A 13,494-nucleotide genomic window follows, 5' to 3' on the forward strand; every position below is an offset into this window, starting at 1 on the left:
ATGGACCCGAGCCTGGATGGCGAACTGCGCGCGGATTTCCTGCTCGAGGCCCGGGAGCTCACCGAGCGCCTGGGCGAGCAGCTGGTGGCGCTGGAAGCCACCCCGCGCGACGGCGAGCTGCTGAACGCGGTATTCCGCGCGTTCCACACCCTCAAGGGCGGCGCCGGCTTCCTCGGCCTCCAGCCGATGGTCGAGCTGTGCCATCACGCCGAGGATCTGCTCAACGCCGCGCGCAACGGCGCCCTGGTGCTCGATGCCGCGCAGATGGATGCCCTGCTGGCCGCGCTGGACCGGCTGGACGGCATGCTCGCCGCGCTCGGCGCCGGGGCGGCGCTGGAGCCCCCGCCGGCCGAGCTGCTCGAACGCCTGCGTCCGGGCGCCGCGCCGCCGGCTGCCGCACCGGTCGCCGCACCCGCGCCGGCACCGGCACCGGCACCGGCACCGGCACCGGCACCGGCGGCGAATGGCGGCATCGACGATCAGGAGTTCGAGGCGCTGCTCGACAGCCTCTACGGCAAGGCCGCGCCCGGCACGGTCGAGCCGGCGCCCTTGCCGGCCTCCGTCCCCGCCGCCGCGCCCTCTGCCGGTGCCGCGCCGATCGCCGACGATGAGTTCGAGGCCCTGCTCGACCAGCTGCACGGCAAGGGCGGGGCACCCGGGGCGGTTCCGTCTGCAGCGCCGCCCGCGCCTGCGCCCGTGCCGCCGTCTGCGCCGGTCGCCGCGCCTGCGCCTGCGCCCGCCGCGGCGGCGGCCCATCCGCCGGCGGAAAGCACCGTGCGCGTGGACACTGCGCGGCTGGACAATCTGGTCAATCAGGCCGGCGAGTTGCTGCTGGTCCGCAACCGCGTGCAGCGGCTGGCCGCCCGCGCCGGCGACGAGTCGCTCAACGATGCCGCCGGCGAGCTGGACCGCGTGGCCGACGAACTGCAGGGCGCCGTGCTCGGCATGCGCATGCAGCCGGTCGGGCGCCTGTTCCAGCGTTTCCCGCGCATCGTGCGCGACCTCTCCCGCCAGCTCGGCAAGGAGGTCGAGCTGGTGCTCGAAGGCGAGGACACCGAGCTCGACCGCAGTCTGGTCGAGGCGCTGGCCGATCCGATGGTGCACCTGGTCCGCAATGCGCTCGACCACGGCCTCGAACGGCCCGAGGAGCGCGAGCGCGCCGGCAAGCCGCGCAAGGGCGTGCTGCGCCTGGCGGCGAGCCAGCGCGGCGAGCGCATCGTGATCACGGTGGGCGACGACGGTCGCGGCATGGACCCGGAACTCCTGCGCCGCAAGGCGGTGGAAAAGGGCCTGCTGGATGCCGCGCAGGCGGCCCGGCTCAGCGAAACGGAGTGTTACGAGCTCATCTTCCGGCCGGGTTTTTCCACCGCGGCCAAGGTGTCGGACATCTCCGGCCGCGGCGTGGGCATGGACGTGGTCAAGACGCGCATGGCCGAGCTCGGCGGCACCTTGCAGGTGCGTTCGAAACTCGGCCAGGGCACCGAGCTCGAGCTTGCCGTGCCGCTCACCCTGGCGATCCTGCGCGTGCTGATGGTGCACGTCGGCGGCCGTCTGTTCGCGTTGCCGCTGGCCAACGTCGAGGAAGTGTTCGAGCTCGCCGCAGGCCAGGACCGTCCGCTGGACGGACGCATCGTCGCCGCGCACCGCGGCCGCGCGCTGCCGCTGGCCGACCTGGCCGGCTGGGCCGGGGTGAACGCCCGCGGCCGGCACGTCGTCGTGCTGCACGTCGGCCACCAGCGCTTCGGCTGCCTGGTGCACGAGGTGCTCGGCCGCGAGGACGTCATGGTCAAGCCGCTCGGCCACCTGTTCGACGGCGTGCCCGGCGTCGCCGGCGCCACCATCACCGGCGACGGCCGGCTGGCGCTGGTGCTCGACCTCGCCGGGCTGATCGACCGCGACGGCCAGCTGCTCGATGCCCTGCGGATCTGCGCCTGATGGACATCGTCAGCATCATCGGCACGGTGCTGGCCTTCGTGGTCATCATCGTCGGCACCATCCTCAAGGGCTCGACGATCGATGCGCTGTTCAACCCGGCGGCGTTCGTGATCGTGTTCGTCGGCACCTTCGCCGCGCTGCTGGTGCAGACGCCGGGGGCGGTGCTCAGGCGCGCGCTCGGCATGCTGCCGATGATCTACAAGCCGCCGCGCCTGGAGCCGGACAACCTCATCGCGCGCATCGTCGGCTGGAGCGAGATCTCGCGCCGGCAGGGTCTGCTCGGCCTCGAGCCGCAGATCGACGCCGAGCCCGATGCCTTCATCGGCAAGGGGCTGCAGCTCTTGGTCGACGGCGGCGAGCCGGAGATGATCCGCAGTGTGCTGGAGGTCGAGCTCGAGGCGCGCGAACACAGCGACATGCTGGCCGCGCGGGTGTTCGAGAACGCCGGCACCTATTCGCCGACCATGGGCATCATCGGCGCGGTCATGGGGCTCATGGCGGTGATGCAGAACCTCGCCGATCCGAGCAAGCTCGGCCACGGCATCGCCGCCGCCTTCGTCGCCACCATCTACGGCGTGGCGCTGGCCAATTTGCTGATGCTGCCGATGGCGGCGCGACTCAAGGGCCTGATCCGCGCGCAGTCGCAGATCCGGCTGATCCTGATCGAGGGGCTGGTGTCGATCGCCCGTGGCGAGAATCCCCGCCAGATCGAGGCCCGGCTCAAGGGTTACCTGGCATGAAACGCAGGCTGGACGGCGAGGAACACGTCAATCACGAGCGCTGGGCGATTCCCTACGCCGACCTGATGACCCTGCTGCTCGCCTTCTTCGTGGTGATGTACGCGGTCTCGGTGGTCAACGAAGGCAAGTACCGGGTGATGTCCGAGTCGATCATCGAAGCCTTCCACGGCAACAGCCGTGCGATGACGCCGCCGGCGGGCGAGGAGACGCCGCGCGTGGCGCCGCCCAATCCGCCCACCGCGCGGCCGGGCACCGCCGGCGTGCCGATTCCCGCGCCGATCCCGTTGCGGCCGATGCCGCGCGGCAACGCCGCGGAACGGCGGCCGGCCGCCGATTCGCCGCAGCAGCAGAACTTGCGGCGCATCGAAGACCAGGTCCAACAGGCCATGCGGCCGCTGATCGACCGCAACCTCATCGCGGTGCGGCGCAACGAGAACTGGCTGGAGATCGAGATCCGCACCGACATCCTGTTTCCCAGCGGCACCGCGCAGGTGCATCCTTCCGCGCAGGCGGTGCTGGATCAGCTGGCCGGCATCCTCGCCGGCTTCGACAATCCGCTGCGGATCGAGGGCTACACCGACGACAAGCCGATCAATACGGCCGTCTATCCGTCCAATTGGGAGCTGTCGGCGGCGCGCGCGGCCACCGTGGCGCGACTGTTCGCCGAGCATGGCGTCGACCCCAAGCGGCTCGGCATCATCGGCTGGGGCGAGTACCGGCCGACCGCCGACAACGCCACCGCCGAGGGACGCAACCGCAACCGCCGCGTGCTGGTGGTGGTGCTGAGCGACGACAAGGCGCCGGCGCGCTTCTACAGTGCGGCGCAGACGGCCGCCGACGGTGCGGCCGGCAAGGCGGGCGGCGCGGCCGCCGCGGCGGACAGGGCCGAGGCCACGCCCGGCGCCACCGCACCACCGACAATCACGGTCACGGCGAGCCCACAGGGCGAAGGAGGGCGGCGGTGAATATCGCGAACGAACGTCCCGACATGGCCAGGCGCTGGCTTTCGTTCCGCCTGGCCGGGCAGGACTATGCGGCCCCGCTCGCCGAAGTGAGCGAGGTGATCCGTCCCGGGGCATGCCTGCCGGTGCCCGGTGCGGCGCCCGATCTCATCGGCATCTATCCGTTGCGCGGACGCATCGTGCCGGTCATGGACGGACGTCGGCGGCTCGGCCTGCCGCCGGCGGAGCTGGGTGATGACACGCGCGCCCGCGTGGTGGTGCTCAACCCGGAGCAGCAGTGGATCGGCCTGCGCGTGGACGCCGTCGGCGACCTCATCGACGCCGATCCGGAGGCGATCGCGCCGCCGCCGGCCGACCGCGAGCGGCGGGCGGACGATCCGGTCTGCGGCGTGTTGAGCCTGCCGCAGGCCTTCATCGCGCTCTTGGACGTGCGCCGGCTGTGCCGGCTGCCGTGAGCGCCGCGCGAGCGAAACCTTCGCCGTTCCGGCGGCACGGTGTTTCGCCGAGGGGCGTGAGCGAAGGACCCAGGGGAAATACTAAAAAAACGGCTCTTCACCCAACGCCGGGGCAGGCCCTCCGGTTGAATTTGGGTTCTTCTCCCAACTGCGGCGCGGTATACGCGCAGCACTTCATGCCTCAGGGACTTGCGTCCTCAAGGCATGCCGGGGCCATCCTGCCCCGGACAGGAAGCGCTTCCCTAGGCCATGGTCGCGATGGTGCGGCGAAAGCGCGCCAGGGTGAGCGCGAACAACACGCCGCCGATCAGCGCCAGCGCCAGGAATTGCGGCCAGACCACGGCCAGCCCGGCACCGCGGTAGAGGATGGCCTGGGCCAGCATGATGAAATGCGTGTTCGGTGCCGCCAGCATCAGGTCCTGCACCAGCACCGGCATGCTCTCGCGCGGGGTGGAGCCGCCGGAAAGCATCTGCAGCGGCATCAGCACCAGCATCAGGAGCAGCGCGAACTGCGGCATCGAGCGGGCGATGGTGGCAAGGAAGATGCCCATCGAGGTGGTCGCGAACAGGTGCAGCGCGGCGCCGGCCATGAACAGCGCCAGCGAGCCCTGGATGGGCACGCCCAGCCAGCCGCGGACGACCAGCACCATCGACACCGCGCTGGCGGCGAGCACCACCAGGCCCATCGACCACACCTTGCTCGCCATGATCTCGAACGGCGTCACCGGCATCACCAGCAGGTGTTCCACCGTGCCGTGCTCGCGCTCGCGGATCAGCGCCGCGCCGGTCAGCACGATGGAGAGCAAGGTCACGTGGTTGACCACCTGCATGATCGCGCCGAACCAGGATTTGTTGAGCTCCGGGTTGAAACGCACGCGCAGGGCCAGATCGACCGGCAGCAGGTCCTGCGCGCGGTAGCGCCTGACGAAATCGTTGACCTGCCCGCTGACGATGTTCTGCACGTAGCCGCTGCCGGTGAAGGCCTGGGTCATGCGGGTGGCATCGACGTTGAGCTGGATCGCCGGCTGGCGCCCGGCCAGCACGTCGCGCTGGAATTCCGGTGGAATGTCGAGCGCAAAGGTGTCCAGGCCCGCGTCCATGCGCCGGTCCATCTCGGCCTGGTCGATCAGTTCGGGACGCTTGAAATAGGGCGGCTGGAAGGCATCGACGATGCGCCAGGACAGCGGCGAGCGGTCCTCGTTGACGATCGAGATCGGCGCCTTGTTGAGCGTCTCGGGCAGCGCCTTGGCGGTGGTGTGCACCGAGAAGGTGAACGCCCAGGCGATCAGCACCAGCATCATCGGGTCGCGGATCAGGCTGACCAGCTCCTTGAGCCCCAGGTACCACACGTTGGCAGCGCGCACGGGTTCAGTCCTCCTGTTTGCGGAGCAGCGCGGCGGCGCTCAGCAGAAGCACCGGCGCGGCCACCAGCAGCGGCACGAAGCTGCCGCGGAGATCGGCAAAGCCGAGCGCCTTGGAGAAGGTGCCGCGGGCGATGGTGAGAAAGTGCGTGGTCGGGTAGATCTCGCCGATGAAGCGGCCGACGCCTTCCAGCGAGGACACCGGATCGAGCATGCCGGAGAAATTGGCCGCCGGCAGCAGGGTGAGCACGGCGGTACCGAACAGCGCGGCGATCTGGCTGCGCATGAAGGTCGAGATGAGCAGCCCGAGGCCGGTGGAGGACCCCAGATACAGCAGCGCGCCGCAGGCCAGCGCCGGGAAGCTGCCCTTGAGCGGCACGCCGAACACGGTGACGGCCAGCAGGGTGAGCATCAGGAAGCTCACGAACGAGAGCGCCAGATAGGGCAGCTGCTTGCCGAGCAGGAACTCCAGCCGCGTGGTCGGGGTGACGTAGAAGTTGGTGATCGAACCGATCTCCTTCTCGCGCACCACCGCCAGGGTGGCCAGCATGGCCGGGATCAGCATCAAGAGCATCGGGATCACTGCCGGCACCATCGCGATCAGGCTTTCCACGTCCGGGTTGTAGCGGAAGCGGGTCTCGATGGTCGCCGGCGTGGCCAGCGCGGCAGAGACGCCCGCCAGGCGCGCGCGGCTGGCCAGCCACTGCGCATGCAGGCCCTGCACGTAGCCGCGCACGGTTTCCGCGCGGGTCGGCATGGCGCCGTCGATCCAGGCGCCGATCTGCACCGGCCGGCCGTGGGCGAGGTCCGCGGCGAAGCGCGGCGGGATCTCGATGGCGAGGCTGAGCTCGCCCTCGCGCATGCGCCGGTCCAGTTCCTCGCTGCTGGTCAGTGGCGGCCGCTCGATGAAATAGCGCGAGCCGGAAATGTTGAGCGTGTAGTCGTGGCTGAGCGCGGTCTGGTCACGATCGAGCACGGCAAAGCGCAGGTTCTCCACGTCCATGTTGATGCCGAAGCCCATCACGAACATCAGGATCGCGCTGCCGGCCAGCGCCAGCGTCAGCCGGATCGGGTCGCGGCGCAGTTCCAGCGCTTCGCGGCGGGCATGGCTTGCCATGCGCCGGAAGTCGAACAGGCGTCGCAGGGCCGTGCCGGCGCGTCGCGGCGGCGTGGCCTTGAACGCATCGGCCGCTTCCGGCGGCGGTGCGATGCCGCTGCGCGAGGCCTCTTCCAGCAGGTCGATGAAGGCGTCTTCCAGGCTGTCCTTGCCGCGCTGGCGCTTGATCCCTTCGGGCGTGTCGGTGGCCAGCACGCGGCCGGCATGCATCAGCGCCAGCCGGTCGCAGCGCTCGGCCTCGTTCATGAAATGGGTGGAGACGAAGATGGTCACGCCGTCGCGTCGGGAAAGCTCGCCGAGGATGCGCCAGAAGGCGTCGCGCGCGACCGGGTCCACGCCCGAGGTCGGTTCGTCCAGGATCAGGATCGGCGGCTGGTGGATCAGCGCCACCGCCAGCGAAAGCCGCTGCCGCTGACCCAGCGGCAGGCTGGAGGGCAGGCTGTCCAGGAAGTCGCCGAGCGCGAAGCGCTGCACGGTCGCCGCCACGCGCGCCGGAATCTGCTCGGCCGGGATGCGGAACAGCCGCGCGTGCAGTTCCAGGTTCTGGCGCACGGTGAGTTCTTCGTAGAGCGAGAAGAACTGCGACATGTAGCCGACCTGCGCACGGGTGGCGATGTCGTGCGGATCGACGCTGCGGCCGAATAGCCAGGCCTGGCCCTCGCTCGGCGGCAGCAGGCCGGTCAGCATCTTCATGGTGGTGGTCTTGCCGCAGCCGTTGGAACCCAGGAAGCCGAAGATCTCGCCGCGGCGGATGCGGAAGCTGACGTGGTCCACCGCGGTGAAGTCGCCAAAGCGCATGGTGAGGTCGCGCGCCTCGATCACCACTTCGCCGTCGTGGTCGGCGTCGCGCGGCGGGATGTGCACGGGCACGTGGCCGCGCCGCGCCTGCTCGGGCAGCAGCGCGATGAAGGCTTCCTCCAGGCTCGCGCTGCCGGTGCGCGCGAGCAATGCCTGCGGCGCGCCGGTCGCCAGCACGCGGCCGGCGTTCATCGCCGCCAGCCAGTCGAACCGGGCGGCTTCGTCCATGTAGGCAGTGGCGACCAGCACGCTCATGCCCGCGCGTTCGGCGCGGATGGTGTCGATGAGCTCCCAGAACTGGCGTCGCGAGAGCGGATCGACGCCGGTGGTCGGCTCGTCCAGGATCAGGAAATCCGGGTCGTGCACCAGCGCGCAGCACAGCCCGAGCTTCTGCTTCATGCCGCCGGAGAGCTTGCCGGCAGGACGGTCCTTGAACGGCGCGAGCCCGGTGGCTGCGGTGAGCGTGTCGATCCGCCGCCGGCGTTCGGCCGCGTCGTGCCCGAACAGGCTGGCGAAGAAGTCGATGTTCTCGGCCACCGACAGGGTCGGATAGAGGTTGCGGCCCAGGCCTTGCGGCATGTAGGCGATGCGCGGGCCGCAGAGGCGGCGGTGTTCGGCATCGGCCATGTCGCCGCCGAGCACTTCGACGCGGCCTTCCTGGATGCGCCGCGCGCCGGACAGCAGCGCGAGCAGGCTGGACTTGCCCACGCCGTCCGGGCCGATCAGTCCGGCCATGCAGCCGGCGGGCACCGCCAGGTCCACGTGGTCGAGCGCGCGCACCTTGCCGTAGCTCAACCCGACGCCGCGCAGCGTGGCGACGGCACCCGCCGCGCGGGCAGACGCGGCCGTGGTCATTGCGGGACCTTGGCGGTCAGTTCCGGCGGCCAGGGCACGCGCGCGTCGAGCTTGACGTAGGCCATGCCCGGCAGGCCGGTCTTGACCTGCGAGAGGTGGCGGCGCAGGAGCTCGGGATCGATCTGCGCCTTGACCCGGAACATGAGCTTCTCGCGCTCCTCCTGGGTTTCCACCGTCTTGGGCGTGAACTGCGCCACGTCCTCGACGAAGGAGATCCTGGCCGGGATCACGTATTGCGGAATCGCATCGAGCACCAGCCGCGCCTCGGCGCCGAGCGCCACACGTCCGGCCTGTTTGGTCGGCAGGAAGAAGGTCATGTAGACGTCGGAAAGGTCGACCATGTTGAGCACCGTGCCGCCGGCGGCCAGCACTTCGCCCGGCTGCGCCACGCGGTACTGCACGCGGCCGTCGCGCGGCGCCTTGAGCAGGCTGTCGTCGATGTCGGCCTGGATGCTGCGCAGCGAGGCCTCGGCCGCCACCACGGCCGAGCGCGCATCGACCACCTGGGTCTGCGCCTGGTTGATCGCGCCTGCCGCGGCCACCGCCTGGGCCTGCGCGGCGGCGACCGCGGCGCGGGCCGCCTCGAAACTGGCCTGGTCGTTGTCCACCGTCGAGCGCGGCACGTAGCCCTTGGGCGCGAGTTCCAGGCTGCGGGCGAGCTGCTTGCGTGCCGCCTCGAGTTCGGCCTTGCGCTGGGCGACGGTGGCGTCGGCGGCCTTCTTCTCGGCCGTGCGCTGCCTGACCAGGGTGAGCGCGGTGTCCACCGCGATGCGCGCCCGCTGGACCTGGGCCTGGGCCTGCTCGCGCTGGGCCTCGAGCACGGCGGTATCCATCTTCGCCACCGGCTGGCCGGCCTGCACGAAGTCGCCCTCGTTGGCATAGATCTCCTTGACCCGGCCGGCGATCTTGGCGGCGATGTCGATCTCGATCGCCTCGATGCGGCCGTTGCCGCTGGCGATGCCCTCGGGCAGCCCCGCCGGGCGCAGCGCCCACCAGGCCGCAAACGCGCCGACGGCGACGAGCGCCAGCACCAGCCAGAGTACGCGCCGGCGGCGACGCATCCGCGCGGTACGTGCCTGCGCCGCGGCGTCGGTGCCGGAGGTGCCGGACGTCTCGCGCACGTCGTCGTCGGCGGTGGGGCGCGAGGGGGCGGCCGGCGGATCGTTGGGGTCGTTGGCGGACGGATCCTGCGGATGATCGTTCTGCATTGCACTCGTCTCATCGACGCCGCCTGGAGCGTCCGCTCCGCGGCATGTCCGCTCATGATGCCGCCTTTGCCGATCGCGTGTTTGACACCAATCAAAGCGGGTGCGCGTGCCGCCTCAAGGGGTCCCAGACGGTCATGGCCGCGGTGCGCGGCGCGGTGCGTCGCCCGCGGATCTTCATGTTTTCTAGAGCCCGGCGCGGCTAGTTTGCAGCGGCCGCACGCGCACTTTTGCGTGTCAAGGACAGCCCATGCCAAACGCTACGACGCATGCCCGGGGCGCACTGGCGCTGACGCTCGCCGCCCTGGTCGGCTGCCTCATCGCCCTGTATGCCTACCTGATGCCGCTGACCGGCGTGACCCATACCGTCGGCGCGCTGGCGGTCATCCTGAGCAGTCTCGTCCTCGCCGCCATCGGCCTCGCCCTGCGCACGGTGCATGGGCGTGGCCTGCGCAACACCTTGTATGCGGTGGCCCTGGTGCTGCTGCTCGGCGCGGTCTTCGCTGGTCTGCTGCTGCATCAGGGCTGGTTCTGCGCGGCCATGCTGGTCGGGCTGGCCGGCCTTGTCGCCGATATCGCCGGATCGCGTCGCCGCCCCCGCGATGCGGCTGTCTGAAACGCCAAGGATCGATGCCATGGGTTCCCTCTTTTCCGGACGCCGCCTGGCGTCGCTGACGCTTCCGTTGCTGGCGTGGTTGCCCGCATTCGCGGCTGCGCAGGTCGCCTCCACCGCCCAACCGGGTCAGACCGCGGTGTGGGACAGCTTCCACGGTCAGCTCAGCGCGCAGAAATACAGCCCGCTCACGCAGATCGATGCGGACAACGTGGGCAAACTGGTGAAGGCTTGGGAATACCACACCGGCGACGTCTCCGACGGTTCCGGCAAGCTGCCGGCGACGGTGTGGTCGGCCACGCCGATCTTCGCCAACGACACGCTCTACATCGGCACGCCGTTCTATCGGGTGATCGCGCTCGATCCGGGCAACGGCCATGTCAAGTGGATCTTCGACACGCACTCCCAGCGCAAGGCGCTCACCCAGCCGGTGCTGAAGACGCGCGGCGTGGCCTACTGGCAGGCCGCGCAGCCGGTGGCCGGGCAGCCGTGCCAGAAGATCGTCTACATGGGCACGATGGACGCGCGCCTGTTCGCGCTGGATGCCGACACCGGCAAACCCTGCGAGCAGTTCGCCGACCACGGCGTGCTCGACATCAACCAGTGGAACACCACCCACGCGAAATGGCCGCTGTCGGTGCTGCAGCCGCCGACCGTGGTCGGCGATCGCCTGATCCTGGGCTGGGCCGGGATGGACTGGGTCTACACCCAGGAGCCGCCCGGCACGGTGTTCGCGCTCGATGCGCGCACCGGGCGGCTGGAATGGACCTTCCAGGTGCTGTCCGAGGAGATGCGCAAGAAGAGCGGCACCGCCAACGTGTGGACGCACATGTCGGCCGATGCCGAGCATGGCCTGGTCTATCTGCCGGTGTCCTCGCCTTCGCCCAACTACTGGGGCGGCAACCGCACCGGGGACGTGCCGCTGGTCACCTCGACCACCGCGCTCGACGTCAACACCGGCAAAGTGGTGTGGTCGCGCCAGTGGGTGCACCACGACCTGTGGGACTACGACATCAATGCCGCACCCACGCTGATGGACATCACCGTCGACGGCCGGCGCATCCCGGCGCTCATGCAGTCGACCAAGATGGGTTTTCTGTTCGTGGTCAACCGGCTGACCGGCGAGGACGTGTGGCCGATCGAAGAGCGCCCGGTGCCGCAGGGCGACGGCAGTGTGGTCGGCGAGAAATACGCCCCCACCCAGCCCTTCCCGACCCGGCCGGCGCCGCTGCTGGACCAGTCGCGCAAGCCCGAGATCTCGGCGCTCGCCGACGCGGTGGGCATGGGCCAGTGCTCGCGGCTGTGGAAGAAGCTGAGCTATGAGGGCATGTATACGCCACCGACCACGCGAGGCGAGGGCACGCTGGCCTATCCCGACAGCGCCGGCGGCGTGCAGTGGGGCGGCGTGGCCTTCGACCCGGTCAGCCAGACCGCGGTGGTCAACGTGTCGCACATCGTGCAGTACGTGAAGCTGTTCGACCGCGCGACCTACGCCAAGGTCGCCAAGGGCGCCGGCAACGAGAGCGGCTTCGCGCCGCAGGAAGGCGCGCCCTACGGCATGCGCCTGGAAGTGGCCCTCAACTGGCTCGGCATGCCGTGCTGGAAACCGCCGTACGGCGAACTGGTGGCGATCGACATGGGCAGCGGCCAGGTGAAGTGGCGTCGGCCGCTCGGCGCCTCGCAGCAGTACGGCTTCTTCATGCCCGAAAGCTGGGGCTCGCCGACCATCGGCGGCGCCGCGGTGACCGCCGGCGGCGTCATCTTCATCGGCGCCTCGATGGACGCCAAGGTGCGCGCTTACGCACTCAAGACCGGCAAGGAGCTGTGGTCGGACCAGGCGCAGGCGCCGGTGGTCGCCAATCCGGCGGTGTATGCCTACAAGGGCCGCGAATACGTCGCCTTCGTCGCCGGCGGCAACACCATCCTCAAAAAACAAGTCGGTGACCAGCTGGTGGTCTATACCCTGCCGGCGCCGTGAACGAGGGATCGGTTCACTGCACTTGCGCTTTCCCGCCGTGCGAGGCCGCTCAGCGCGACTGCGCGGCGTCGTAGACGCAGGCCAGGACCGAGGCCGCGGCGGCGTAGAGCGTGGGCGGGATGTCCTCGCGCAGCCGCAGCGCGGCGAGCACGCCGGCGATCTGCGGATCCTGATGCAGCGGCAGGCCGAGCGCGCGGGCGCGCGCGAGCAGCATGTCCAGCGCCTCGGGACGCAGCGTGCCGACCGGCTCCTGGGTCGGGCCGGCCAGGCGCAGGGTGACGCGGCGTTGCGGCGATGGCAGCGGCGTGCTCATGCCGTGGCCTTGAACAGCAGGCCGCCGGCGCGTTGCGGCCCGTGCGGCAGACCGGTCTGGCAGCTCAGCTGGTCGAGCAGCAGTCCGCAGGCGGCCAGACGCTGGCGCAGCGCGGGGAACTGGCGCTCCAGCCGTTCGGCGGTGTCGCCGCGCTCGGCCCACAGGCGCACGCCAAGGCGCAGGTCGCGCAGGTGCAGCTCACCCTGCACCGGCCCCAGGGGCGGCAGGTCGATGGAAAAACCCAGCGTCCAGGCGCCGCCGCCCTCCTCGGCACGGCCGAAGGCCAGATGCAGCTGCAGGACATCGCGGCCGCCCTCGCCCTGGACGGGAATCTCGATCATCCACGCCGTGGCCTGGGTGTTGTCCAGCTGTGCCACCTCCAGGCGTGCCAGTGCGGCGCGCACATCGCCGTGCAGACGCTCGATCAGGGCATCGATGCCTTCGCTCTCCAGCAGCTCCAGCGGCGTCGGCTGACGCGCCTGCGGAGGCTGCAGGCCGCGCTGCTGCAGCGGCGGCGGCGTTTCGGCGCCGCGGGCGGGCGGGCGCGCCGGCGCATGCGGCTCCAGCGTGGCGGCCAGGCGCAACAGCGCGGCCTTCCAGTCGTCGGTGGCCAGGGCCGCGAGATCCGTGCGCGGCTGGGCGAGCTGGGCCTCCAGAAACAGTCCGCTGCGGGCGATGGCCTCGCGCAGCCCCTCGCCGCGGGTGATCTCCTCCGGCAGGCGCACGGCGTGGTCGAGCACGGCCAGCGCCTCACGCAGCGGGGCAGGCAGCTGGCGCAGCTGCGGCCGGCGGGACAGCGCATCGAGCGTGGACAAAAGCGGCGCGTAGCCGTTCTGCTGCGGCAACCGCTCGCGCAGGGCGCGGTAGACGATCGGATCGCTGCCGCCGGTGCCCAGGATCTCCAGCAGCGGCTGTCCGCCCAGGCTCTGCACGCGCACCTGGAACTGCGGCGGCAATTGACCGTTGGCCAGCTGCTGGCCCGGAGGCGGTTCGGCTTCCACCGTCAGCCCGCCGATCTCGAGCACCAGCAGACCGCGATCGTTGAGCCCCAGCGGTCGCGCGGCCAGCACCGCGCCGATGCGCCAGCTCTCGGCGCTGCTGCCAGCGGCCGCGCCGGCCCAGGTCAATGCGGCCAGGCTGGTCGGTTGAATGATCACTCGGG

At 70.5% G+C, this 13,494-nt stretch carries 11 protein-coding genes; 6 read left to right on the forward strand and 5 right to left on the reverse strand.

Annotated features, from left to right (window positions below; translation table 11 throughout):
- Genes ALSL_RS03605 through ALSL_RS03620 form a run of 4 tightly spaced genes read left to right on the forward strand, consistent with a single transcriptional unit; the run spans position 1 to position 4,092 of the window.
- Positions 1-1,935: a chemotaxis protein CheA gene (locus ALSL_RS03605; protein WP_126536513.1), complete on the forward strand. Its 1,935-nt coding sequence runs from the start codon at positions 1-3 to the stop codon at positions 1,933-1,935.
- Entirely contained in the window at positions 1,935-2,675 is a 741-nt protein-coding gene (locus ALSL_RS03610; RefSeq protein WP_126536515.1) for a flagellar motor protein, read from the forward strand. Before ALSL_RS03605 ends, ALSL_RS03610 begins: the two co-directional genes overlap by 1 nt.
- The gene (gene motD / locus ALSL_RS03615; RefSeq protein ID WP_126536517.1) at positions 2,672-3,640 is read left to right on the forward strand and encodes a flagellar motor protein MotD; all 969 of its coding nucleotides are present in this window, start codon (positions 2,672-2,674) and stop codon (positions 3,638-3,640) included. The genes ALSL_RS03610 and motD overlap by 4 nt, the downstream gene beginning before the upstream one ends.
- Positions 3,637-4,092, forward strand: a complete 456-nt coding sequence (locus ALSL_RS03620; RefSeq protein ID WP_231700280.1) for a chemotaxis protein CheW — start codon at positions 3,637-3,639, stop codon at positions 4,090-4,092. Before motD ends, ALSL_RS03620 begins: the two co-directional genes overlap by 4 nt.
- A 242-nt stretch (positions 4,093-4,334) precedes the next feature.
- On the opposite strand, the gene ALSL_RS03625 is transcribed toward ALSL_RS03620, so the two are convergent.
- From ALSL_RS03625 to ALSL_RS03635, 3 genes are read right to left on the reverse strand one after another with little or no spacing between them, the layout of a single operon-like run.
- Complete coding sequence (locus ALSL_RS03625; RefSeq protein WP_126536519.1) at positions 4,335-5,456, reverse strand: ABC transporter permease; 1,122 nt, start codon at positions 5,454-5,456, stop codon at positions 4,335-4,337.
- Positions 5,457-5,460: 4 nt separating this feature from the next.
- Positions 5,461-8,223, reverse strand: a complete 2,763-nt coding sequence (gene rbbA, locus ALSL_RS03630) for a ribosome-associated ATPase/putative transporter RbbA (protein ID WP_126536521.1) — start codon at positions 8,221-8,223, stop codon at positions 5,461-5,463.
- Positions 8,220-9,431, reverse strand: coding sequence for an HlyD family secretion protein (locus ALSL_RS03635; RefSeq protein WP_231700281.1), 1,212 nt, complete (start codon positions 9,429-9,431; stop codon positions 8,220-8,222). The genes rbbA and ALSL_RS03635 overlap by 4 nt, the downstream gene beginning before the upstream one ends.
- A gap of 247 nt (positions 9,432-9,678) precedes the next feature.
- On the opposite strand from ALSL_RS03635, the gene ALSL_RS03640 reads away from it, so the two are divergent.
- Positions 9,679-10,044: a hypothetical protein gene (locus ALSL_RS03640; protein ID WP_126536524.1), complete on the forward strand. Its 366-nt coding sequence runs from the start codon at positions 9,679-9,681 to the stop codon at positions 10,042-10,044.
- Between the two features lie 19 nt (positions 10,045-10,063).
- On the forward strand, positions 10,064-12,019 hold the full coding sequence (locus ALSL_RS03645) for a pyrroloquinoline quinone-dependent dehydrogenase (protein WP_198410672.1): 1,956 nt from the start codon (positions 10,064-10,066) through the stop codon (positions 12,017-12,019).
- Between the two features lie 49 nt (positions 12,020-12,068).
- Here the strand turns inward: ALSL_RS03645 and ALSL_RS03650 are convergent, their stop codons facing one another.
- Positions 12,069-12,332 (reverse strand): EscU/YscU/HrcU family type III secretion system export apparatus switch protein, encoded by a 264-nt coding sequence (locus ALSL_RS03650; RefSeq protein ID WP_126536528.1) that lies wholly within the window; start codon positions 12,330-12,332, stop codon positions 12,069-12,071.
- Positions 12,329-13,489, reverse strand: a complete 1,161-nt coding sequence (gene fliK / locus ALSL_RS03655; RefSeq protein ID WP_126536531.1) for a flagellar hook-length control protein FliK — start codon at positions 13,487-13,489, stop codon at positions 12,329-12,331. Before fliK ends, ALSL_RS03650 begins: the two co-directional genes overlap by 4 nt.
- Between the last annotated feature and the right edge of the window lie 5 nt (positions 13,490-13,494).

It is taken from the genome of Aerosticca soli, from assembly GCF_003967035.1.
In the GTDB taxonomy this organism is placed as follows: domain Bacteria; phylum Pseudomonadota; class Gammaproteobacteria; order Xanthomonadales; family Rhodanobacteraceae; genus Aerosticca; species Aerosticca soli.

Excerpts from the sequence above, each read along its gene's own strand:
- ALSL_RS03605 (WP_126536513.1), top strand. The coding sequence starts at position 1 with ATGGACCCGAGCCTGGATGGCGAACTGCGCGCGGATTTCCTGCTCGAG.
- ALSL_RS03610 (WP_126536515.1), top strand. The coding sequence starts at position 1,935 with ATGGACATCGTCAGCATCATCGGCACGGTGCTGGCCTTCGTGGTCATC.
- motD (WP_126536517.1), top strand. The coding sequence starts at position 2,672 with ATGAAACGCAGGCTGGACGGCGAGGAACACGTCAATCACGAGCGCTGG.
- rbbA (WP_126536521.1), bottom strand. The coding sequence starts at position 8,223 with ATGACCACGGCCGCGTCTGCCCGCGCGGCGGGTGCCGTCGCCACGCTG.
- ALSL_RS03635 (WP_231700281.1), bottom strand. The coding sequence starts at position 9,431 with ATGCAGAACGATCATCCGCAGGATCCGTCCGCCAACGACCCCAACGAT.
- ALSL_RS03640 (WP_126536524.1), top strand. The coding sequence starts at position 9,679 with ATGCCAAACGCTACGACGCATGCCCGGGGCGCACTGGCGCTGACGCTC.
- ALSL_RS03645 (WP_198410672.1), top strand. The coding sequence starts at position 10,064 with ATGGGTTCCCTCTTTTCCGGACGCCGCCTGGCGTCGCTGACGCTTCCG.
- ALSL_RS03650 (WP_126536528.1), bottom strand. The coding sequence starts at position 12,332 with ATGAGCACGCCGCTGCCATCGCCGCAACGCCGCGTCACCCTGCGCCTG.